Origin of the sequence: Plantibacter sp. T3 (assembly GCF_902506515.1) — a bacterium.
GTDB lineage: Bacteria > Actinomycetota > Actinomycetes > Actinomycetales > Microbacteriaceae > Plantibacter > Plantibacter auratus.
The window spans coordinates 1,809,854-1,828,179 of record NZ_LR733286.1 but is presented as its reverse complement, the minus strand read 5'-3'; the positions used below and the strand labels follow the sequence as shown (position 1 = coordinate 1,828,179).

Below are 18,326 nucleotides of genomic sequence, written 5' to 3'. Positions count from 1 at the left end.
GACGAGGCGACTAGGCGGGGCCTAGCGAGCCTTCTTCTTGCCGGCGACGGTGCGCTTCGGGCCCTTGCGGGTGCGCGCGTTGGTCTTGGTGCGCTGGCCGCGGACCGGAAGTCCACGACGGTGACGGATGCCCTGGTAGGACCCGATCTCCACCTTGCGGCGGATGTCGGCGGCGACCTCACGGCGGAGGTCACCCTCGACCTTGAAGGTGCCCTCGATGTAATCGCGCAGGGCGATCAGCTGGTCATCGGTGAGATCCTTCACGCGGATGTCTCCGCTGATGCCGGTGTCGGCGAGGGTCTTGAGTGACCGCGTGCGGCCAACACCGTAGATGTACGTCAGTGCAACTTCCACGCGCTTGTCGCGTGGGATGTCTACGCCGGCGAGACGTGCCATGGTGGCTTCTCCTAGGAGTTGTGGAGGTGTGGAGCAGTTCCGGTGCTCGGGCCTCCGACCCGAGGTGTCACCCGCGGCGCACGATGTGCTGCGGGATCTGGAACTGCCGTTAGAGGGGTGGTGCTGTGTTGCTCAGGGCTGCGTGCTGCAGATCCTCTGAGATCAACCCTGGCGCTGCTTGTGGCGCGGGTTCTCGCAGATGACCATGACGCGGCCGTTGCGACGGATGACCTTGCACTTGTCGCAGATCTTCTTGACGCTGGGCTTGACCTTCATAGTTCTCTCTTTTCGCTGTCATCGTGCCGGGCCCACCACCGGATGGTGGCGGCGCGTCCGGCCGTTACTTACAGCGCGACCTACTTGTAGCGGTAGACGATCCGACCACGGGTCAGGTCGTAGGGGGTCAGTTCCACGATCACGCGGTCCTCTGGGAGGATGCGGATGTAGTGCTGACGCATTTTGCCCGAAATGTGGGCAAGTACCTTGTGTCCGTTGGTCAGCTCAACGCGGAACATCGCGTTGGGCAGAGCCTCGACCACTTGGCCCTCGATCTCGATGACGCCGTCTTTTTTGGCCATAGCCTCACTGTCGCTCAGGTTGAGTCGCACTGGTCGTGCGGATGGATTGCGGTGCGGATGTCGGCTCGCCGAAGGCATGCAGAAAGCACCAAAGATCGATTCTATGCTATGTTTCCGGGTTTCGCCAACTCGACGTCGGCCAGTGCCCGTCAGTCGGTGCGGGAGCGCAGCGCGTCGTTGATCTGCGCCGTGAGACCGGCGTCCATCGGCAGCGGGCGTCCGTCCACGGCACGCACCGGCGCGGCCAGTCGGACGCTGGAGAGCAGCCACGCCGCCTCCGCGTCGAGCACGTCCTCCGGTGTCAGCATCCGGTACTCGTGCGGGAGCCCCTGCTCCTCGAGATGGGCCCAGAGCGCGAGCTGCGTGGTGCCGGGCAGGATCCCACTCGACGGAGGCGGTGTCACGAAACTGCCGCCGATCCGCACGACCACGGTGGAGGTGGGGCCCTCGAGGACGAAGCCGTCGCTGCTGACGAAGAGCACGTCGTCCGCTCCACGTCGGTGCGCCTCACGGAGCGCGGCCATGTTGACCGCGTACGACAGCGTCTTGGCGCCGGCGAGCAGCCAGCGCGAACGCTCCTGCACGTCGCTCGCGAGACCGCGGTCGAGCAGGACGACCTCGATGCCGTTCTCACGCTCGGGGAAGCCGTCAGCCGGCGTCGCCGAGATCCACGCGGTCGGGCGTCCGCCACTCCCCCGCGTCACGACGAGTCGGACGGCGCTCTGATCGACGTCGGGGAGTTCCGCGATCGCGCGCGAGATCGCGAGGCGCCACTGTGCGTGGTTCGGCGCGGGCAGATCGAGGATGGCCGCCGACTCGGTCAGCCGATCGAGATGCGCGTCGACCGACTGCGGGTGCCGGCCGACGACACCGATCGTCTCGAAGATCCCGTCCCCCCGCGCGGGGCCCAGATCGAAGACGCTCAAGACGCCGGACCCGTCGCCGGCCGGCGTGATCGTGGCCGCGAGGTCGGCGTCGTCGATGACGGTGTCCGCGGGGAGGACGTCGAGAAGGAACACGATCGGCACGCTCATGCCGAGCAACTCTACCGGGACGGACGAGGTCCGGACGGCGACCGGGCTGCCGCTCGGTCAGGCGGGACGGACGGGGGTGACGCCGAACGCGGCGAGAGCCGCGGCGCCGCCATCGTGAGCGGACAGGACCCAGATGCCGTCGCGGTGCACGGCGACGCTGTGCTCCCAGTGCGCAGCCGAACCACCGTCGAGCGTGGCGACGGTCCATTCGTCGTCGCGGACGAAGGTGTCGGCGCTCCCGGCGACCACCATCGGTTCGATGGCCACCACGAGTCCGGGCTTCACTTCGGGGCCACGCTGGCGGACACGGTAATTGAACACCGGTGGCGCCTCGTGCATCGTGCGTCCGATGCCGTGCCCGACGTAGTCGGTGAGGATCCCGTAGGGCTTCCCCTCGGGTGAGTGGTCCTCGACGTACTCCTCGATCGCTGCACCGACCTGGTTGAGGTGTCGGGCGGTCGCGAGCTCGGCGATTCCGGCCCACAGCGAACCCTCCGTCACCGCCGAGAGCCGCTCGCGCTCGGTGACGAGCTCCGGGCGCGTGGGGTCGGGCAGCACGATGGTCATCGCGGAGTCGCCGTTCCAGCCGTCGATCTCGGCGCCGCTGTCGATCGACACGATGTCGCCCGCCTGCAGCACGCGAGACCCGGGGATGCCGTGGACCACGTCCTCGTTGACCGAGGCGCAGACCGTGTGGCGATAGCCGGGGACGAGCTTGAAGTTGGAGTGCCCGCCGGCCGCGACGATGGCCGCCTCGGCAGCCGCGTCGAGTTGCAGCGTCGTCACCCCGGGGGCGACGAGCGCGCGCACTGCATCGAGCGAGGCCGCCGTGGCCAGCCCCGGCGCGATCATGGCGCGGATCTGGTCAGGGGTCTTGTAGATCGACTTCCGGAACACCGTGGTTGACGTGTCGGTGCGTCAGACGGCCGGGACGATGATGCCGCGGGCAGCAAGGGCGGCGTCGATCCGCGCGGTGACCTCGTCGACCTCACCGAGGCCGTCGACCGCCACGACGAGCCCGCGAGCGGTGAAGACCTCGATCAGCGGCGCGGTCTCCTGTGCGTAGAGGTCGAGCCGGTGGCGGATGACCTCCTCCGTGTCGTCGGTGCGACCCTGCTCGGCGGCACGCTTGAGGAGTCGAGCGACGACCTCTTCTGTGTCGGCCTGCAGCTGCACGACAGCGTTGAGGCTCGCGTCGTTCTCCGCGAGCAGCGCGTCGAGCGCGACCACCTGGTCGGTGGTCCGCGGATACCCGTCGAGCAAGAACCCCTCGACGGCGTCGGGCTGGTGGAGCCGGTCGCGGACGATCTCGTTCGTCAACGAGTCGGGAACGTACCCGCCCTCGCTCACGATCGCCTGGACCTGCTTCCCGAGCGCCGTACCCTCCTTGATGTTCGCGCGGAAGATGTCGCCCGTCGAGATCGCGGGGATGTCGAAGCGCTCCGCGAGGAAGGCCGCCTGTGTGCCCTTGCCGGATCCCGGAGGACCGACGATGAGCAGACGGGGCTTGCCGGCTGCCGCGCTCAACGCAGGAGCCCTTCGTAGTGACGCTGCTGGAGCTGCGAGTCGATCTGCTTGACCGTCTCGAGCCCGACACCGACGATGATGAGGATCGATGCGCCGCCGAACGGGAAGTTGGCGTTCGCGCCCACCAGCGCCAGGGCGATGAGCGGAAGGAGGGCGATCAACCCCAGGTAGATCGATCCGGGCAGGGTCACGCGGGTCAGGACGTAGTCGAGGTATTCGGCCGTCGGGCGGCCGGCACGGATGCCGGGGATGAACCCGCCGTACTTCTTCATGTTGTCGGCGACCTCTTCGGGGTTGAAGGTGATCGCGACGTAGAAGTAGGTGAAGCCGACGATGAGCAGGAAGTACATCAGCATGTACAGCGGGTGGTCACCCTTGGTGAGGTACTGCTGGATCCACAGGACCCAGGGCGCCGGGGTGCCGGTCGTCGGCTGGTTGAACTGCGCGATGAGGGCCGGCAGGTACAGGATCGACGACGCGAAGATGACGGGCACCACACCGGCCATGTTGACCTTGATGGGGATGTACGTGTTGTTGCCGCCGTACGTCCTGCGTCCGACCATCCGCTTCGCGTACTGCACCGGGATGCGACGTTGCGACTGCTCGACGAAGACGACGAGTCCGACGATCACGAGGCCGACTGCGAGCACGAGGAGGAAGACCTCCGGGCCCTTCGCGGTCCAGATGGCGGCCAGCGAGCCCGGGAAGGTGGCTGCGATCGAGGTGAAGATGAGGAGCGACATGCCGTTGCCGACGCCGCGCTCGGTGACGAGCTCGGCCATCCACATGACGAGGCCGGTGCCCGCGGTCATGGTGACGACCATGAGGAGCATGCCGTACCAGGTGCCGCCTTGGGCGGTGATGAGGTCGGCGCAGACGCCGCCCTGGTTGCCGAACAGTGCACCGCTCTTGGCGACCGTGATGAGCGTCGTCGACTGGAGGATGCCGAGGAAGATCGTGAGGTAACGCGTGTACTGCGTCAGCTTGCCCTGGCCGGCCTGGCCTTCTTTGTGCAGCGTCTCGAAGTGCGGGATGACCACGCGGAGGAGCTGGACGATGATCGACGCGGTGATGTAGGGCATGATGCCCAGCGCGAAGATGGAGAGTTGGAGGAGCGCGCCACCGCTGAAGAGGTTGACGAGCTCGTAGAGGCCTGATGCGCCGGCGGCCTGCTGGTTCGCGAGGCACTGCTGCACGTTCGGGAAGTTCACGAACGGAGCGGGGATGAAGGACCCCAGCCGGTAGATGGCGATGATCCCGAGCGTGAACCCGATCTTGCGACGAAGATCCGGGGTCCGGAAGATCCGGCCGATGGCGCTGAACAAAAGGGGCCTCCTGTGAGATGTTGCGGGGTCGGCCCGGGTGACCGGCATGATGCCGGCCACCCGAGTGAGCTCCTGTGCGGAGCCGGCCGAGGGCTACTTGACGCTGCCCCCGGCTGCCACGATCTTCTGCTCAGCTGAGCCGGAGACCTTGTCAACCGCGACATTCAGCTTAACCGAGATGTCACCGTTTCCGAGAACCTTGACCTTCTCGTTCTTCCGGACGGCACCCTTGGCGACGAGGTCGACCGTGGTGACGTCGCCACCCTTCGGGTACAGCTCGGCGAGCTTCTCCAGGTTCACGACCTGGTATTCGACGCGGAAGGGGTTCTTGAAGCCACGGAGCTTCGGGGTGCGCATGTGCAGCGGCATCTGCCCACCCTCGAAGCCGACCTTGACGTTGTAACGCGCCTTCGTACCCTTGGTACCGCGACCCGCGGTTTTACCCTTGGACGCCTCACCACGGCCCACGCGCATCCGGGACTTCTTGGCCCCGGCGGCCGGACGCAGGTGGTGCACCTTCAGGACCTGCTCGCGCTTCTCAGCGGGCTCGTCCTTCGCGGGCTTCTTGGCTGCAGCGGCCTTGGGGGCCGCCTTCGCCTTGGGCTCGGCCTTCGCGGCAGCCGTCTTCGGAGCTGCCTTCGCAGCGGCCTTGGGGGCCTTCTCCTCAGTGGTTTCGTTCTTCTCAGCCATTAGTCGATCTCCTCAACCTGTACGAGGTGAGCAACAGTGTTCACGTAACCGCGGTTCTGCGCGTTGTCCGGACGGACGACGACAGCACCGATGCGACGGAGACCCAGGCTGCGAAGCGTGTCGCGCTGGTTCTGCTTCTCACTAATTCTGCCCTTGATCTGGGTGATCCTCAGCTGGGCCATCAGGCACCTACCTTCGCAGCAGCGGCCGCCTGAACGGCCTCTGCCTCTGCACGGAGCAGGCGGGCCGGAGCGACCTGGTCGAACTCGAGACCACGACGGGCTGCAACGGCACGAGGTTCCTCGAGCTGCTTCAGCGCCGTGACGGTCGCGTGGACGATGTTGATCGTGTTGGACGAACCGAGCGACTTGCTCAGCACGTCGTGGATGCCGGCGCACTCGAGGACGGCGCGGACGGGACCGCCGGCGATGACACCGGTACCAGCGGCGGCGGGGCGCAGGAGCACCACACCGGCTGCTGCCTCACCCTGGGTGGGGTGCGGGATGGTCGAGCCGACGCGCGGGACGCGGAAGAAGTTCTTCTTCGCCTCTTCGACGCCCTTCGCGATCGCGAGCGGGACTTCGCGAGCCTTGCCGTAGCCGACGCCGACCATGCCGTTGCCGTCACCGACGACCACGAGGGCGGTGAAGCTGAAGCGACGACCACCCTTCACGACCTTCGAGACACGGTTGATGGTCACGACGCGCTCCAGGAACTGGCTCTTGTCGCTGTCGCGGCTACCGCGGTCGCGGTTGGGGTTGCGCTCGCGGCCTCCGCGGCGCGCCTCGCGCGGCTCGCGGTCGCCGGTGGGCGCCGTCGATGCCGCGGTCTCGACCGGGGCCTCGGCCACGGTCGCCACAGGCTCTTGCTGCTGCTTGTTGTCTTCGCTCACAGGTTCAATCCGCCCTCTCGAGCACCATCGGCAATTGCTGCCACGCGACCTGCGTAGCGGTTGCCTCCACGGTCAAATACGACATCGTCGATGCCGGCTGCCTTGGCACGCTCGGCGATGAGTTCGCCGACCTTGCGCGACTTGGCGGTCTTGTCGCCGTCGAACGTCCGGAGGGTGTCCTCCATGGTCGAGGCGGAGACGAGGGTGTGACCCTTCGTGTCATCGACAACCTGCACGAACACGTGACGGGCTGAACGGTTGACGACGAGGCGCGGACGGACCGCGGTGCCCTCGACCTTCTTGCGCAGACGCGTGTGGCGACGGCCACGTGCGGCAGTCTTCGTTGGACGAGCCATGGTTACTTACCAGCCTTTCCGGCCTTGCGACGCACGATCTCGCCGGCGTAGCGCACACCCTTGCCCTTGTACGGCTCGGGCTTGCGGATCTTACGGATGTTGGCGGCGACCTCGCCGACGGCCTGCTTGTCGATACCGGCGACCGTGAGCTTGTTGTTGCCCTCGACGGTCAGCGTGATGCCGACCGGCGGCTCGACGGTGACGGGGTGCGAGAAGCCGAGCGCGAACTCGACGGCGCTGCCCTTCTGAGCGACGCGGTAACCGGTACCGACGACCTCGAGGCCCTTGGTGTAGCCCTGGGTGACGCCGATGATCTGGTTCGCGATGAGCGTGCGGGTCAGGCCGTGGAGCGAGCGCGAGTTGCGCTCGTCGTCGGGACGCGTGACGAGCAGCTGTGCGTCTTCGAGCTTGACCTCGATGGGGCTCGCGACGGTGAGCTGGAGCTCACCCTTCGGGCCCTTGACGGTGACGTTCTGACCGGCGACGTCGATGGTGACGCCTGCCGGGATGTCGATGGGGAGTCTTCCAATACGAGACATGACTGGCTACCACACGTAGGCGAGGACTTCCCCACCCACGCCCTTCTTCTCGGCCTGGCGGTCCGTGAGGAGGCCGCTGGAGGTGGACAGGATGACGACGCCGAGGCCGCCGAGGACCTTGGGGATCTCGTTCGACTTCGCGTAGACGCGGAGGCCGGGCTTCGAGACGCGCTTGATGCCGGCGATGGAACGCTCGCGGTTCGGGCCGAACTTGAGGCTCAGCGAGAGCGTCTGTCCGACGGCCGCGTCAGCGACCTCCCAGCCGGAGATGTAGCCCTCGGACTTGAGGATCTCGGCGATGTTCACCTTGAGCTTGGAGTGCGGCATCGACACGGTGTCGTGGTGCGCCGAGTTCGCATTGCGCAGTCTGGTCAGCATGTCTGCGACCGGATCTGTCATGGTCATATCGAGTGTTTCCTTTGTTCACCAGGTTTCGACATCCTGTGCAAGGGTGCCGACCTGTGGTGGTTGAACCGTTCTGGGCAGGAGTGCCCCGAACGGGCGGAAGCCCGGTCCTCGACATACACCGAGGACCGGGCAGAAGCTCAGCCTACTTGGACTCAGCCGCCTTGAACGGGAAGCCGAGCGCCTTGAGCAGCGCGCGACCCTCGTCGTCGTTCTTGGCCGTGGTCACGACAGTGATGTCGAAGCCGCGGACACGATCGATCTTGTCCTGGTCGATCTCGTGGAACATCGACTGCTCCTGGAGACCGAAGGTGTAGTTGCCGTTGCCGTCGAACTGCTTGTCCGAGAGGCCGCGGAAGTCGCGGATACGCGGAAGAGCGAGGCTCAGCAGGCGGTCGAGGAACTCCCAAGCGCGGTCGCCACGAAGCGTGACGTGGGCGCCGATGGGCTGACCCTCGCGCAGCTTGAACTGCGCGATGGACTTGCGTGCCTTGGTGACCTGCGGCTTCTGGCCGGTGATCTTGGTGAGGTCCGAAACAGCGCCGTCGATGACCTTGCTGTCGCGAGCGGCCTCGCCCACACCGGTGTTGACGACGACCTTCACGAGTCCGGGCACCTGGTGCACGTTCGTGAAGCCGAAGTCCTTCTGCAGCTGCGGAAGGATCTCAGCGCGGTACTTCTGCTTGAGACGGGGCTGGATTTTGCCAGTCGCCACTTCTGTGTCGGTCATTACAGGTCCTTACCTGACTTCTTGGCGTAACGAACGCGGACCGTCTTGGTGACGCCGTCCTTCGTGACTTCCTCGTTGCGGTGGCCGACCTTGGTCGGGCCCTTGGTCTCCGGGTCGACGAGCGCGACGTTGGAGATGTGGATCGAAGCCTCGACGGTCTCGATGCCGCCGGTCTTGGTTCCACGCTGGGTCTGGCCGACACGGGAGTGCTTCGTGACGTAGTTGACGCCCTCCACGATCACCCGGTTCTTGTCCGCCAGGACCTCGATGACGCGACCCTGCTTGCCGCGGTAACCACCGCGGTCCTGCTTCGGGCCGGAGACGACCTGAACCAGGTCGCCCTTCTTGATCTTTGCCATGACTTAGATAACCTCCGGCGCCAACGAGACGATCTTCATGAACTTCTTGTCACGAAGCTCGCGACCGACCGGTCCGAAGATGCGGGTACCACGGGGGTCCCCGTCAGCCTTCAGGATGACAGCGGCGTTCTCGTCGAACTTGATGTACGAACCGTCGGAACGACGGGTCTGCTTGCGGGTGCGGACGATGACCGCCTTGACGACGTCGCCCTTCTTGACGTTGCCACCGGGGATCGCGTCCTTGACGGTCGCGACGATGGTGTCACCGAGGCCCGCGTAGCGGCGGCCGGAGCCACCGAGCACGCGAATGGTCAGGAGCTCCTTGGCGCCGGTGTTGTCGGCGACCTTGACTCGTGATTCTTGCTGAAGCATTGTTCGCTTTCCTCTCAGTAAGCCGCGAGGCCTACTTGGCCTTCTCGAGAATCTCGACCAGACGCCAGCGCTTGGTGGCGCTGGTGGGGCGGGTCTCGCTGATCAGGACGAGGTCGCCGATGCCGGCGGAGTTCGCCTCGTCGTGAGCCTTGACCTTGGAGGTGCGGCGGATGACCTTGCCGTAGAGCGGGTGCTTCACGCGGTCCTCGACCTCGACGACGATGGTCTTCTCCATCTTGTCGCTGGTCACCAGACCACGGCGGGTCTTGCGGTAGCCACGAGCAGCGGCGTCCTTGACGTCGTGCTCGGCCGACTCGTGACCCTCGGGGGCCTTGTCAGTAGCGGTAGCCATGTCTAGGCCTCCTTCGTGGTCTCGGCGTCGGCTGCAGCGGTGTCCTCGGACTTCGGTGCGGCCTTGGCCTTCTTGGTCTTCTTCTCAGCCTTGGCCTCGACGACCTCGACGGTCGGCGTGGCACGGATGCCGAGCTCGCGCTCACGGATGACCGTGTAGATGCGAGCGATGTCGCGCTTCACGGCGCGCAGGCGGCCGTGGTTCTCGAGCTGACCCGTTGCCGACTGGAAGCGCAGGTTGAACAGCTCTTCCTTGGCCTTGCGGAGCTCCTCGAGGAGGCGCTGGTCTTCAAAGGTGTCGAGCTCGACGGGGGTGAGCTCCTTGGATCCGATCGCCATTATGCGTCGCCCTCCTCGCGCTTGATGATGCGTGCCTTGAGGGGCAGCTTGTGGATTGCACGGGTGAGCGCCTCGCGGGCCAGGGTCTCATCGACTCCGGCGACCTCGAACAGCACACGACCCGGCTTGACGTTCGCGACCCACCACTCGGGCGAACCCTTACCGGAACCCATGCGGGTTTCGGCGGGCTTCTTGGTCAGCGGACGGTCGGGGTAGATGTTGATCCACACCTTTCCGCCACGCTTGATGTGACGCGTCATGGCGATACGAGCGGACTCGATCTGACGGTTGGTCACGTAAGCGGGCGTCAGGGCCTGGATACCGTACTCACCGAACGACACCTTGGTGCCACCGGTCGCCTGGCCGGAACGGCCGGGGTGGTGCTGCTTCCGGTGCTTGACTTTGCGTGGGATCAACATGGTTATGCCTCAACTCCTGCGGCGGCGGGCGCCTCAGCAGCTGCCTTGGGGGCGCTGCTCGGACCGGCGTTCCGACGGGGGCGGTCGCCACCGTCGCGACGTTCCGGACGCGTCGACTTCTGGTTGGCCTGCTCGCGAGCAAGCTCCTTGTTGGTGATGTCGCCCTTGTAGATCCAGACCTTCACGCCGATGCGGCCGAACGTGGTCTTCGCCTCGTAGAAGCCGTAGTCGATGTTCGCGCGGAGCGTGTGCAGCGGCACACGGCCTTCGCGGTAGAACTCGGAACGGCTCATCTCGGCGCCGCCGAGGCGGCCGGACACCTGGATGCGGACACCCTTGACGGTGGACGTGCGCTGAGCGCCCTGCAGGCCCTTACGCATCGCGCGGCGGAAGGCCACACGTGCGGAGAGCTGCTCGGCGATGCCCTGCGCGACGAGCTGAGCGTCGGCCTCGGGGTTCTTGACCTCGAGGATGTTCAGCTGGATCTGCTTCTTCGTGAGCTTCTCGAGGTCGGCGCGGATGCGCTCGGCCTCGGCGCCACGGCGACCGATCACGATGCCCGGACGGGCGGTGTGGATGTCGACGCGGACGCGGTCACGGGTGCGCTCGATCTCGATGCGGCTGACACCAGCGCGGTCGAGCGAGGTCGCCAGCAGACGGCGGATCTTGACGTCTTCCGCGACGAAGTCGCTGTAACGCTGACCCTTCTTCGTGCTGTCGGAGAACCAACGCGACACGTGGTCGGTCGTGATTCCCAGACGGAAGCCGTATGGATTGACTTTCTGACCCATTACTTGCTCACCTTCTTGGCCTTGGCAGCGCCGGCAGTCTCATCAGGCGTCGAGAGCTCGACGGTGATGTGGCTGGTGCGCTTGAGGATGCGGAACGCGCGGCCCTGTGCGCGGGGACGGAAACGCTTGAGGGTTGCACCCTCATCGACGTACGCCTTCGCGATGTACAGGTCCTGCTCGTCAAGGAACACGTTGTCCTTGTCGGCCGTGACGCGAGCGTTCGCGATGGCCGAGGCAACGAGCTTGTAGATGGGCTCGCTGGCGCTCTGTGGTGCGAACTTCAGGATGGCCAAGGCCTCCTGAGCCTGCTTGCCACGGATGAGCGCGACGACACGACGGGCCTTCTGGGGGGTGACGCGGATGTGTCGCACGCGGGCGATCGACTCCACCATTTCTCTTCCTCCTTCACGTCACCGCGTTAGCGGCGACGGCCCTTCTTGTCGTCCTTCACGTGTCCACGGAAGGTGCGGGTGGGCGCGAACTCGCCGAGCTTGTGCCCGACCATCGTCTCGGTGACGAACACCGGGATGTGCTTGCGACCGTCGTGGACGGCGATGGTGTGACCCAGCATCGCCGGGATGATCATCGATCGACGCGACCAGGTCTTGATCACGTTCTTGTTGTTGGCCTCGTTCGCCGTGACGACCTTGCGGAGCAGGTGGTCGTCGACGAAGGGGCCCTTCTTGAGACTGCGTGGCATCTTCTCTTACTCCTACTTACGCTTCTTGCCGGCGGTACGACGACGAACGATGAGCTTGTCGCTTTCCTTGTTGGGGTGGCGCGTGCGGCCTTCCTTCTGGCCCCACGGGCTGACCGGGTGACGTCCACCGGAGGTCTTGCCCTCACCACCACCGTGCGGGTGGTCGATCGGGTTCATCGCGACACCACGGACGGTCGGGCGGACGCCCAGCCAGCGCTTACGGCCGGCCTTACCCCAGTTGATGTTCGACTGCTCGGCGTTGCCGACTTCACCGATGGTGGCGCGGCAGCGCAGGTCGACGTTGCGGATCTCGCCGGACGGCAGACGGAGCTGCGCGTACGGGCCGTCCTTCGCGACGAGACGCACCGATGCACCCGCGGAGCGGGCCATCTTCGCGCCGCCGCCGGGACGGAGCTCGATCGCGTGGATGACCGTACCGGTGGGGATGTTCTTCAGCGGCAGGTTGTTCCCGGGCTTGATGTCCGCGCCGGCACCCGACTCGACCACGTCGCCCTGGCTGAGCTTGTTCGGAGCGAGGATGTACCGCTTGGTGCCGTCCACGAAGTGGAGCAGCGCGATACGCGCGGTGCGGTTGGGGTCGTACTCGATGTGAGCGACCTTGGCGTTGACGCCGTCCTTGTCGTTGCGACGGAAGTCGATCAGACGGTACTGGCGCTTGTGGCCACCACCGATGTGACGCGTCGTGATGCGGCCCTGGTTGTTGCGACCACCGGTCTTCGACAACGGACGAAGCAGCGACTTCTCCGGCGTGGTGCGGGTGATCTCCGCGAAGTCCGCGACAGACGAACCGCGACGACCAGGAGTCGTGGGCTTGTACTTACGAATAGCCATTTCTTATTCCTCTTCGTTCCCGGCCGTCTTAGCCAACAGCCGTGAAGATGTCGATGGAACCCGACTTGAGCGACACGATGGCGCGCTTGGTGTCCTTGCGCTTGCCGGTGCCGAACTTGGTGCGACGGGTCTTGCCCTGACGGGTGAGGGTGTTGATCGAAGCGACCTCGACACCGAAGATCTTCTCGATGGCGAGCTTGATCTCGGTCTTGTTCGAGCGCGGGTCGACGAGGAAGGTGTACTTGCCCTCGTCGATCAGGCTGTAGCTCTTCTCGGAGACGACCGGCGCGAAGATGACGTCGCGGGGGTCCTTGTTGATCGCGGTCATGCCGAGACCTCCTCGGTTGCGGCCGTGTTGCCGGTCTTGCTGGCGACGAATGCCTCGAAGGCGGCCTTGGTGAAGACGATGTCGTCGGAGACGAGCACGTCGTATGCGTTCAGCTGGTCGTACGACAGCACGTGCACGTTCTGCAGGTTGCGGACGCTGCGGAGGCTGACCTCGTCGTCGCGCTGGAGGACGATCAGGACGTGCTTCGAGGAAGCGACGTTCGTCAGGTACTCCGACACGGCCTTCGTCGACGGCTTCTCACCGATCGAGAGGGAGTCGACGACGTGCAGGCGGCTGCCGCGTGCGCGGTCGGAGATGGCGCCGAGGAGAGCCGCGGCGATCATCTTCTTGGGGGTGCGCTGTGCGTAGTTGCGGGGCACTGGACCGTGGACGATGCCACCGCCGGTCATCTGAGGTGCACGGATGGAGCCCTGACGAGCGTTACCCGTACCCTTCTGCTTGAACGGCTTGCGGCCGGCACCGGACACTTCGCCGCGGCGCTTGGTCTTGTGCGTCCCCTGGCGGGCGGCAGCGAGCTGCGCGACGACCACCTGGTGGATGAGCGGGATGTTGGTCTGAACGTCGAACACCTCGGCAGGAAGGTCGACGGTGCCGGCCTTCTTGAGCTTGGTGTCGAGCACGTCGAGAGTAGCGATAGCCATGGAACTACGCTCCCTTCACTGCGGTGCGGACGAATACGATGCGGCCACGAGCGCCGGGAACGGCACCCTTGACGAGCAGCAGGCCCTTCTCGGCGTCGATGGCGTGAACCCGGAGGTTCAGCACGGTGACGCGCTCGCCACCCATACGACCGGCCATGCGCATGCCCTTGAAGACACGGCTCGGGGTCGAGGAGGCGCCGATGGAGCCCGGCTTGCGGTGGTTGCGGTGAGCACCGTGAGATGCGCCCGTTCCCTTGAAGTTGTGACGCTTCATGACACCGGCGAAACCCTTACCCTTCGAAGTGCCGACGACGTCGACCTTCTGGCCGGCCTCGAAGACACCGTCGACGGTGAGCTCCTGGCCGAGCGAGTACTCGGATGCGTCGGCGGTGCGGACCTCGGTGAGGTGACGACGCGGCGTCACGCCGGCCTTGTCGAAGTGACCCGCGTCAGGCTTGCTGACCTTGCGGGGATCGATCTGGCCGTACGCGATCTGCACGGCGTCGTAGCCGTCGACCTCGGGGGTGCGAACCTGCGTGACCACGTTGGGCGTGATCTCGATGACGGTGACGGGAACGAGCTTGTTGTTCTCGTCCCACACCTGGGTCATGCCGAGCTTGGTGCCGAGCAGACCCTTGCTGGTCTTCGTGTTAGACATGTCTTCCTTCCGTCTCTACCGAGCTCAGAGCTTGATCTCGATGTTGACGTCCGCCGGCAGGTCGAGACGCATGAGCGAGTCGACGGCCTTCGGGGTCGGGTCGATGATGTCGATCAGACGCTTGTGGGTGCGCATTTCGAAGTGCTCCCGGCTGTCCTTGTACTTGTGCGGCGAACGGATCACGCAGACCACGTTCTTCTCCGTCGGAAGCGGCACGGGGCCGACGACGGTTGCGCCTGCACGGGTGACCGTGTCGACGATCTTGCGCGCCGAAGTATCGATGACCTCGTGGTCATACGACTTCAGTCGGATGCGGATCTTCTGTCCCGCCATGTGTGACTCACTCTCTGTCTCGCGTCGTGCGGATCGCTCCGTATTGGACGCATATCGTGCGCTTTGCAACGTTCGGTTGCTCCGCGCCATTGGCACTACTGGTGTCGCACCACTGTTCTGCTGTCAACGACCACTCGTGTCTTGCGACCCTCGTGGTCATCCACCGGCATCCACCCCGACTCGTGGTCGGCGCTGGGCGTAGCACTGCTACGACCTGGATTGCGATGAAGTGATTGGTGTTCTGCTACCCGCGGCCTAGGCTCGATCCCTGTCGCGTTGCCGCGTCTGGGAGCTCCTATGCACTACCTGGCAGTGATCCGCCGGAGCGCGCACAGGCACGCTCGTCCGAAATACTGAACTGGACTAGTTTGCCACGGATCCACCATGCGTGCAACCCGGGCGTGTCGCGATCGGCGGATGGTCAGGATCCGCCCAGTCTCGGGTGTCGTGAGCACCGAGTCGCGGCTGTTCAGCAGGGCTCGACGACGTTGTCGACCTCGACCGCACGCACCCCCGGGGTGCCCTCGAACCGCACCGCGTCGACCGTCGCGCCGGACACGTCCGCATCGACGTCCAGCGTCACCGTCGCGCCCGGCGCGATCGCCACCACCACATAGGCCACCGGGCGTCCGTCGTCCGATCCGGCCGCGTACGGGACCTCGACGCCGTCAACCCGGACCGAGCGGATGACGGCGCCGTCGGGCGCGTAGGCCATGACCCGCAGGCGCATCCAACCACGTGGGAGCCCCTCACGCTCGTGGAACCCCGCGATGTAGTCGAACGCCTCCGTGTCGAGCTCCGGCTCCGTGTCGATCGTGTTGGAGAGTTCCGACGTGACCATCACCGTGCGGGTTCCGTCGACGTCGCACGACCCCGCACGGACACGGACCTGCTGTCGGAGGTAGTACTCGAGCTTGGACCCGACCGCGTCCGAGAGGTACAGCCCGAACGGCACCGAACGAGACGAACGCTCGGGCAGACCGCCGCTCACCCCGGCGAGCACCAGAGCCCGCTCCTCGACGCGGTCGGGACTCCAGGCGAGCAGACGCCGCTCGTCGACCGCCTGGACCCAGCCGTCGATCGCCCGGGGCACCTCCATGGACCCCGCCTGCAGCTGCGACGCGAGCGCCTGCACGACGGCGGTGAAGGTCGCGTCCTGGGCTCGGTTCGCCTCGTCACTGAGACCGGGGTGGTCTCGGTACACGCCGTTCAGGAGCTCGTCGACCACCGTCTCGCTCGACACCTCCGTGCCGTCGGCCAGCACCACGGGGCCGGTCGCTCGCAGCAGGTGGGACAACGCGACCGGATCCACGGCCAGCACCAGGTCCGGCACGACGCCCTGGCTCTCCTCCCACAGCCGCGAGGCCACCTGCGCACCGTACGGGAAGTCCGGCCGCGCCGTCACCTCATGGATGGAGGTACCTGCGGCAGCGTAGCCCTCGGTCCGGTAGAGCGCGTCGGCATCGGCCGGCAGGGGCACCACCGGATCGGCGTGCGACACGAAGTCCGCGCCGCCGAGGGTCCTGGTCACGCTGAGCACCCCCTCCTCGACGTGCACGAGCACCGAAGCTCCTGCGATGCCGCCGAGGGCCCGGCTCTCCGCCGAGTTCTGGAACAGCACGACAACGTCTCGCGGACCCTCCTCCCCCAGGAACCCGGGCAGCGCCCGAAGCACCGGTGCGAGCCGCGCGGCGAGCGATGAGGCCTCGCGCAGCGGTCCGTCGAGTCCACCCAGCGCCGACACCACCTGCGGCAGGAGCACCGAACGGTCGAGACGGTCGAGGCGCGCCACCTGCTCCTCGAGTCGCTCGAGCGCACGCGCCGAGCTCCGGGCGAGTCTCCCCACCCGCTCCGTGTCCAGTCGCCCGTCGACCGCCAGTCCGTCGAGGGACAGGGCGAGGACCGGCTCGACGACCTCGTCGACGACCACGTGCGCCGCCTCGACGGCCGTGCGCACCGCCTCGAAGTTCGCCCCGGAGACGGGCACGCGTTCCGCAAGCCACCAGTCAGGCCGCTGCGTCGACGCCAGTGCCCGCTCGAGCGCATCTCCTGCACGCTCCACGGCGGCAGGATCGATCGCGTCGGTGCCGCCGCCATAGCCGTCCGCCCGGATCGTCTCGAGCTCCGGCAGGACCGACTCGAGCTCCTCCCGGACGGACATGGCCTCCACCGCCGCCGACACGGAGGCTCCAGCGATGCCGAGCAGGACGGACAGGGCGACGGCGCTCGGGATCAGGACACGTGGGCGCGACAGACGACGCGGGCGGGTGGACGAACGGGACACGGTCACCTCGGGCGGCTCGATGCAGAATGGGTCGCCCGATATCTTACATATGAGTCGCTGGATTGCCGACCGGCCGACGGCGCGCGCGACGAAGGGCCCGGAGCGAAATGCTCCGGGCCCTTCGTGTGGAACCGTGCCGACCCTGAGGTCGATCAAGGCTTCGCGTCAGCGGATGCTTACGCGAGCACCTTGGTGACGGTGCCGGCGCCGACGGTGCGGCCACCCTCGCGGATGGCGTAGCCGAGGCCGACCTCCATGGCGATGGGCTGGATCAGCTCAACGGTCATGTCGGTGGTGTCGCCGGGCATGACCATCTCGGTGCCCTCGGGCAGCGTGATGACGCCGGTGACGTCGGTGGTGCGGAAGTAGAACTGCGGACGGTAGTTCGCGTAGAACGGGTTGTGACGCCCACCCTCATCCTTGGACAGGATGTACGCGGTGCCCTCGAAGTTCGTGTGCGGCGTGACCGAACCCGGCTTCACGACGACCTGGCCGCGCTCGACGTCTTCACGCTTCGTGCCACGGAGCAGGAGACCACAGTTCTCGCCGGCCCATGCCTCGTCGAGCTGCTTGTGGAACATCTCGATACCCGTGACGATCGTCTTCTGCGTCGGGCGGATGCCGACGATCTCGACCTCGGAGTTGATCGCGAGCGTGCCACGCTCGGCGCGGCCCGTGACGACGGTTCCACGACCGGTGATCGTGAAGACGTCCTCGATCGGCATGAGGAAGGGCTTGTCCTTGTCGCGCACGGGGTCGGGGACGTTGGCGTCCACGGCGTCCATGAGGTCGAGGATGCTCTGCACCCACTTCTCGTCGCCCTCGAGCGCCTTGAGGCCCGAGACGCGGACGACCGGTGCGTCCTCAGCGAAGCCCTGCGAGGCGAGGAGCTCGGAGACCTCGAGCTCGACGAGCTCCAGGATCTCCTCGTCGTCGACCATGTCGGACTTGTTCAGCGCGACGAGCAGGTAGGGGACGCCGACCTGCTTGGCGAGCAGCACGTGCTCACGCGTCTGAGCCATCGGGCCGTCAGTGGCGGCGACGACCAGGATCGCGCCGTCCATCTGCGCAGCACCGGTGATCATGTTCTTGATGTAGTCGGCGTGACCGGGGGCGTCGACGTGCGCGTAGTGGCGCTTCGGGGTCTCGTACTCGACGTGCGAGATGTTGATCGTGATACCACGCTGACGCTCTTCCGGCGCGGAGTCGATCGACGCGAAGTCGCGCTGCACGTTGGTCGCGGACGGGAACTTGTCCGCCAGGACCTTCGAGATCGCCGCGGTAAGCGTGGTCTTGCCGTGGTCGACGTGACCGATCGTACCGATGTTGACGTGCGGCTTGGTCCGCTCGAACTTGGCCTTTGCCACTGTGAGTCCTCCTCAGGACGTTGTGCGGGACGCCGGGCA

The 18,326-nt window shown here is 66.1% G+C and carries 29 protein-coding genes; all 29 read right to left on the bottom strand.

Annotated elements, in window-relative coordinates; all coding sequences use genetic code 11:
• Nucleotides 1-21: 21 nt before the first annotated feature.
• Entirely contained in the window at nucleotides 22-396 is a 375-nt protein-coding gene (rpsM, locus tag GV015_RS08800) for a 30S ribosomal protein S13 (RefSeq protein ID WP_064296688.1), read from the bottom strand.
• Between the two features lie 162 nt (nucleotides 397-558).
• The gene (rpmJ, locus tag GV015_RS08795) at nucleotides 559-672 is read right to left on the bottom strand and encodes a 50S ribosomal protein L36 (protein ID WP_021759549.1); all 114 of its coding nucleotides are present in this window, start codon (nucleotides 670-672) and stop codon (nucleotides 559-561) included.
• Between the two features lie 80 nt (nucleotides 673-752).
• A complete protein-coding gene (gene infA, locus GV015_RS08790; RefSeq protein ID WP_017885304.1) occupies nucleotides 753-974 on the bottom strand; it encodes a translation initiation factor IF-1 in 222 nt (73 codons plus the stop codon).
• 149 nt (nucleotides 975-1,123) lie between these two features.
• Nucleotides 1,124-2,008, bottom strand: a complete 885-nt coding sequence (locus GV015_RS08785; protein WP_236555382.1) for an aminodeoxychorismate lyase — start codon at nucleotides 2,006-2,008, stop codon at nucleotides 1,124-1,126.
• Between the two features lie 57 nt (nucleotides 2,009-2,065).
• Nucleotides 2,066-2,905: a type I methionyl aminopeptidase gene (gene map, locus GV015_RS08780; protein ID WP_159877957.1), complete on the bottom strand. Its 840-nt coding sequence runs from the start codon at nucleotides 2,903-2,905 to the stop codon at nucleotides 2,066-2,068.
• 21 nt (nucleotides 2,906-2,926) lie between these two features.
• Nucleotides 2,927-3,535: an adenylate kinase gene (locus GV015_RS08775; protein ID WP_159877955.1), complete on the bottom strand. Its 609-nt coding sequence runs from the start codon at nucleotides 3,533-3,535 to the stop codon at nucleotides 2,927-2,929.
• A complete protein-coding gene (secY, locus tag GV015_RS08770) occupies nucleotides 3,532-4,860 on the bottom strand; it encodes a preprotein translocase subunit SecY (RefSeq protein WP_064296691.1) in 1,329 nt (442 codons plus the stop codon). The genes GV015_RS08775 and secY overlap by 4 nt, the downstream gene beginning before the upstream one ends.
• A 93-nt stretch (nucleotides 4,861-4,953) precedes the next feature.
• Entirely contained in the window at nucleotides 4,954-5,550 is a 597-nt protein-coding gene (gene rplO / locus GV015_RS08765; protein WP_079705265.1) for a 50S ribosomal protein L15, read from the bottom strand.
• Nucleotides 5,550-5,732, bottom strand: a complete 183-nt coding sequence (rpmD, locus tag GV015_RS08760) for a 50S ribosomal protein L30 (RefSeq protein WP_079001710.1) — start codon at nucleotides 5,730-5,732, stop codon at nucleotides 5,550-5,552. The genes rplO and rpmD overlap by 1 nt, the downstream gene beginning before the upstream one ends.
• Complete coding sequence (gene rpsE, locus GV015_RS08755; protein WP_229939737.1) at nucleotides 5,732-6,400, bottom strand: 30S ribosomal protein S5; 669 nt, start codon at nucleotides 6,398-6,400, stop codon at nucleotides 5,732-5,734. The genes rpmD and rpsE overlap by 1 nt, the downstream gene beginning before the upstream one ends.
• Before the next feature lie 38 nt (nucleotides 6,401-6,438).
• Nucleotides 6,439-6,798: a 50S ribosomal protein L18 gene (gene rplR / locus GV015_RS08750; RefSeq protein ID WP_064296693.1), complete on the bottom strand. Its 360-nt coding sequence runs from the start codon at nucleotides 6,796-6,798 to the stop codon at nucleotides 6,439-6,441.
• Between the two features lie 2 nt (nucleotides 6,799-6,800).
• On the bottom strand, nucleotides 6,801-7,337 hold the full coding sequence (gene rplF, locus GV015_RS08745; protein ID WP_064296694.1) for a 50S ribosomal protein L6: 537 nt from the start codon (nucleotides 7,335-7,337) through the stop codon (nucleotides 6,801-6,803).
• A 6-nt stretch (nucleotides 7,338-7,343) separates the two neighbouring features.
• The gene (rpsH, locus tag GV015_RS08740; protein WP_064296695.1) at nucleotides 7,344-7,742 is read right to left on the bottom strand and encodes a 30S ribosomal protein S8; all 399 of its coding nucleotides are present in this window, start codon (nucleotides 7,740-7,742) and stop codon (nucleotides 7,344-7,346) included.
• A gap of 145 nt (nucleotides 7,743-7,887) precedes the next feature.
• Nucleotides 7,888-8,472 carry a 50S ribosomal protein L5 gene (rplE, locus tag GV015_RS08735; protein WP_056008119.1) on the bottom strand — a complete coding sequence of 195 codons (585 nt, stop codon included), beginning with the start codon at nucleotides 8,470-8,472 and terminating at the stop codon, nucleotides 7,888-7,890.
• Complete coding sequence (gene rplX / locus GV015_RS08730; RefSeq protein WP_056008121.1) at nucleotides 8,472-8,831, bottom strand: 50S ribosomal protein L24; 360 nt, start codon at nucleotides 8,829-8,831, stop codon at nucleotides 8,472-8,474. Before rplX ends, rplE begins: the two co-directional genes overlap by 1 nt.
• Nucleotides 8,832-8,834: 3 nt before the next feature.
• Nucleotides 8,835-9,203 (bottom strand): 50S ribosomal protein L14, encoded by a 369-nt coding sequence (rplN, locus tag GV015_RS08725; protein ID WP_064296696.1) that lies wholly within the window; start codon nucleotides 9,201-9,203, stop codon nucleotides 8,835-8,837.
• Between the two features lie 31 nt (nucleotides 9,204-9,234).
• Nucleotides 9,235-9,555, bottom strand: a complete 321-nt coding sequence (gene rpsQ / locus GV015_RS08720) for a 30S ribosomal protein S17 (RefSeq protein WP_056008125.1) — start codon at nucleotides 9,553-9,555, stop codon at nucleotides 9,235-9,237.
• Between the two features lie 2 nt (nucleotides 9,556-9,557).
• The gene (rpmC, locus tag GV015_RS19265) at nucleotides 9,558-9,893 is read right to left on the bottom strand and encodes a 50S ribosomal protein L29 (protein WP_079705264.1); all 336 of its coding nucleotides are present in this window, start codon (nucleotides 9,891-9,893) and stop codon (nucleotides 9,558-9,560) included.
• Nucleotides 9,893-10,312, bottom strand: a complete 420-nt coding sequence (gene rplP, locus GV015_RS08710; protein ID WP_056008131.1) for a 50S ribosomal protein L16 — start codon at nucleotides 10,310-10,312, stop codon at nucleotides 9,893-9,895. The genes rpmC and rplP overlap by 1 nt, the downstream gene beginning before the upstream one ends.
• 2 nt (nucleotides 10,313-10,314) lie before the next feature.
• Nucleotides 10,315-11,103, bottom strand: a complete 789-nt coding sequence (gene rpsC, locus GV015_RS08705; RefSeq protein WP_064296699.1) for a 30S ribosomal protein S3 — start codon at nucleotides 11,101-11,103, stop codon at nucleotides 10,315-10,317.
• Nucleotides 11,103-11,495 carry a 50S ribosomal protein L22 gene (gene rplV, locus GV015_RS08700; RefSeq protein WP_056008137.1) on the bottom strand — a complete coding sequence of 131 codons (393 nt, stop codon included), beginning with the start codon at nucleotides 11,493-11,495 and terminating at the stop codon, nucleotides 11,103-11,105. Before rplV ends, rpsC begins: the two co-directional genes overlap by 1 nt.
• Nucleotides 11,496-11,521: 26 nt before the next feature.
• Nucleotides 11,522-11,803 (bottom strand): 30S ribosomal protein S19, encoded by a 282-nt coding sequence (rpsS, locus tag GV015_RS08695; RefSeq protein WP_064296700.1) that lies wholly within the window; start codon nucleotides 11,801-11,803, stop codon nucleotides 11,522-11,524.
• 12 nt (nucleotides 11,804-11,815) lie between these two features.
• Entirely contained in the window at nucleotides 11,816-12,655 is an 840-nt protein-coding gene (gene rplB, locus GV015_RS08690; RefSeq protein WP_064296701.1) for a 50S ribosomal protein L2, read from the bottom strand.
• Nucleotides 12,656-12,683: 28 nt separating this feature from the next.
• Nucleotides 12,684-12,983: a 50S ribosomal protein L23 gene (rplW, locus tag GV015_RS08685; protein WP_056008147.1), complete on the bottom strand. Its 300-nt coding sequence runs from the start codon at nucleotides 12,981-12,983 to the stop codon at nucleotides 12,684-12,686.
• Nucleotides 12,980-13,645, bottom strand: coding sequence for a 50S ribosomal protein L4 (gene rplD / locus GV015_RS08680; RefSeq protein WP_079705263.1), 666 nt, complete (start codon nucleotides 13,643-13,645; stop codon nucleotides 12,980-12,982). The genes rplW and rplD overlap by 4 nt, the downstream gene beginning before the upstream one ends.
• A 4-nt stretch (nucleotides 13,646-13,649) precedes the next feature.
• Complete coding sequence (gene rplC / locus GV015_RS08675) at nucleotides 13,650-14,303, bottom strand: 50S ribosomal protein L3 (protein WP_056008154.1); 654 nt, start codon at nucleotides 14,301-14,303, stop codon at nucleotides 13,650-13,652.
• 24 nt (nucleotides 14,304-14,327) lie between these two features.
• On the bottom strand, nucleotides 14,328-14,636 hold the full coding sequence (rpsJ, locus tag GV015_RS08670; protein ID WP_005050520.1) for a 30S ribosomal protein S10: 309 nt from the start codon (nucleotides 14,634-14,636) through the stop codon (nucleotides 14,328-14,330).
• Between the two features lie 469 nt (nucleotides 14,637-15,105).
• Nucleotides 15,106-16,920, bottom strand: a complete 1,815-nt coding sequence (locus tag GV015_RS08665) for a DUF4012 domain-containing protein (protein WP_159877953.1) — start codon at nucleotides 16,918-16,920, stop codon at nucleotides 15,106-15,108.
• A 176-nt stretch (nucleotides 16,921-17,096) separates the two neighbouring features.
• Entirely contained in the window at nucleotides 17,097-18,287 is a 1,191-nt protein-coding gene (gene tuf, locus GV015_RS08660; protein WP_064296705.1) for an elongation factor Tu, read from the bottom strand.
• Between the last annotated feature and the right edge of the window lie 39 nt (nucleotides 18,288-18,326).

Coding starts and splice junctions, on each gene's coding strand:
- rpsM (WP_064296688.1), bottom strand. CDS start 396: ATGGCACGTCTCGCCGGCGTAGACATCCCACGCGACAAGCGCGTGGAA.
- rpmJ (WP_021759549.1), bottom strand. CDS start 672: ATGAAGGTCAAGCCCAGCGTCAAGAAGATCTGCGACAAGTGCAAGGTC.
- infA (WP_017885304.1), bottom strand. CDS start 974: ATGGCCAAAAAAGACGGCGTCATCGAGATCGAGGGCCAAGTGGTCGAG.
- GV015_RS08785 (WP_236555382.1), bottom strand. CDS start 2,008: ATGAGCGTGCCGATCGTGTTCCTTCTCGACGTCCTCCCCGCGGACACC.
- rplO (WP_079705265.1), bottom strand. CDS start 5,550: ATGGCTGAGAAGAACGAAACCACTGAGGAGAAGGCCCCCAAGGCCGCT.
- rpmD (WP_079001710.1), bottom strand. CDS start 5,732: ATGGCCCAGCTGAGGATCACCCAGATCAAGGGCAGAATTAGTGAGAAG.
- rplR (WP_064296693.1), bottom strand. CDS start 6,798: ATGGCTCGTCCAACGAAGACTGCCGCACGTGGCCGTCGCCACACGCGT.
- rplF (WP_064296694.1), bottom strand. CDS start 7,337: ATGTCTCGTATTGGAAGACTCCCCATCGACATCCCGGCAGGCGTCACC.
- rpsH (WP_064296695.1), bottom strand. CDS start 7,742: ATGACCATGACAGATCCGGTCGCAGACATGCTGACCAGACTGCGCAAT.
- rplE (WP_056008119.1), bottom strand. CDS start 8,472: ATGACCGACACAGAAGTGGCGACTGGCAAAATCCAGCCCCGTCTCAAG.
- rplX (WP_056008121.1), bottom strand. CDS start 8,831: ATGGCAAAGATCAAGAAGGGCGACCTGGTTCAGGTCGTCTCCGGCCCG.
- rplN (WP_064296696.1), bottom strand. CDS start 9,203: ATGCTTCAGCAAGAATCACGAGTCAAGGTCGCCGACAACACCGGCGCC.
- rpsQ (WP_056008125.1), bottom strand. CDS start 9,555: ATGGCTACCGCTACTGACAAGGCCCCCGAGGGTCACGAGTCGGCCGAG.
- rpmC (WP_079705264.1), bottom strand. CDS start 9,893: ATGGCGATCGGATCCAAGGAGCTCACCCCCGTCGAGCTCGACACCTTT.
- rplP (WP_056008131.1), bottom strand. CDS start 10,312: ATGTTGATCCCACGCAAAGTCAAGCACCGGAAGCAGCACCACCCCGGC.
- rpsC (WP_064296699.1), bottom strand. CDS start 11,103: ATGGGTCAGAAAGTCAATCCATACGGCTTCCGTCTGGGAATCACGACC.
- rplV (WP_056008137.1), bottom strand. CDS start 11,495: ATGGTGGAGTCGATCGCCCGCGTGCGACACATCCGCGTCACCCCCCAG.
- rpsS (WP_064296700.1), bottom strand. CDS start 11,803: ATGCCACGCAGTCTCAAGAAGGGCCCCTTCGTCGACGACCACCTGCTC.
- rplB (WP_064296701.1), bottom strand. CDS start 12,655: ATGGCTATTCGTAAGTACAAGCCCACGACTCCTGGTCGTCGCGGTTCG.
- rplW (WP_056008147.1), bottom strand. CDS start 12,983: ATGACCGCGATCAACAAGGACCCCCGCGACGTCATCTTCGCGCCGGTC.
- rplD (WP_079705263.1), bottom strand. CDS start 13,645: ATGGCTATCGCTACTCTCGACGTGCTCGACACCAAGCTCAAGAAGGCC.
- rplC (WP_056008154.1), bottom strand. CDS start 14,303: ATGTCTAACACGAAGACCAGCAAGGGTCTGCTCGGCACCAAGCTCGGC.
- rpsJ (WP_005050520.1), bottom strand. CDS start 14,636: ATGGCGGGACAGAAGATCCGCATCCGACTGAAGTCGTATGACCACGAG.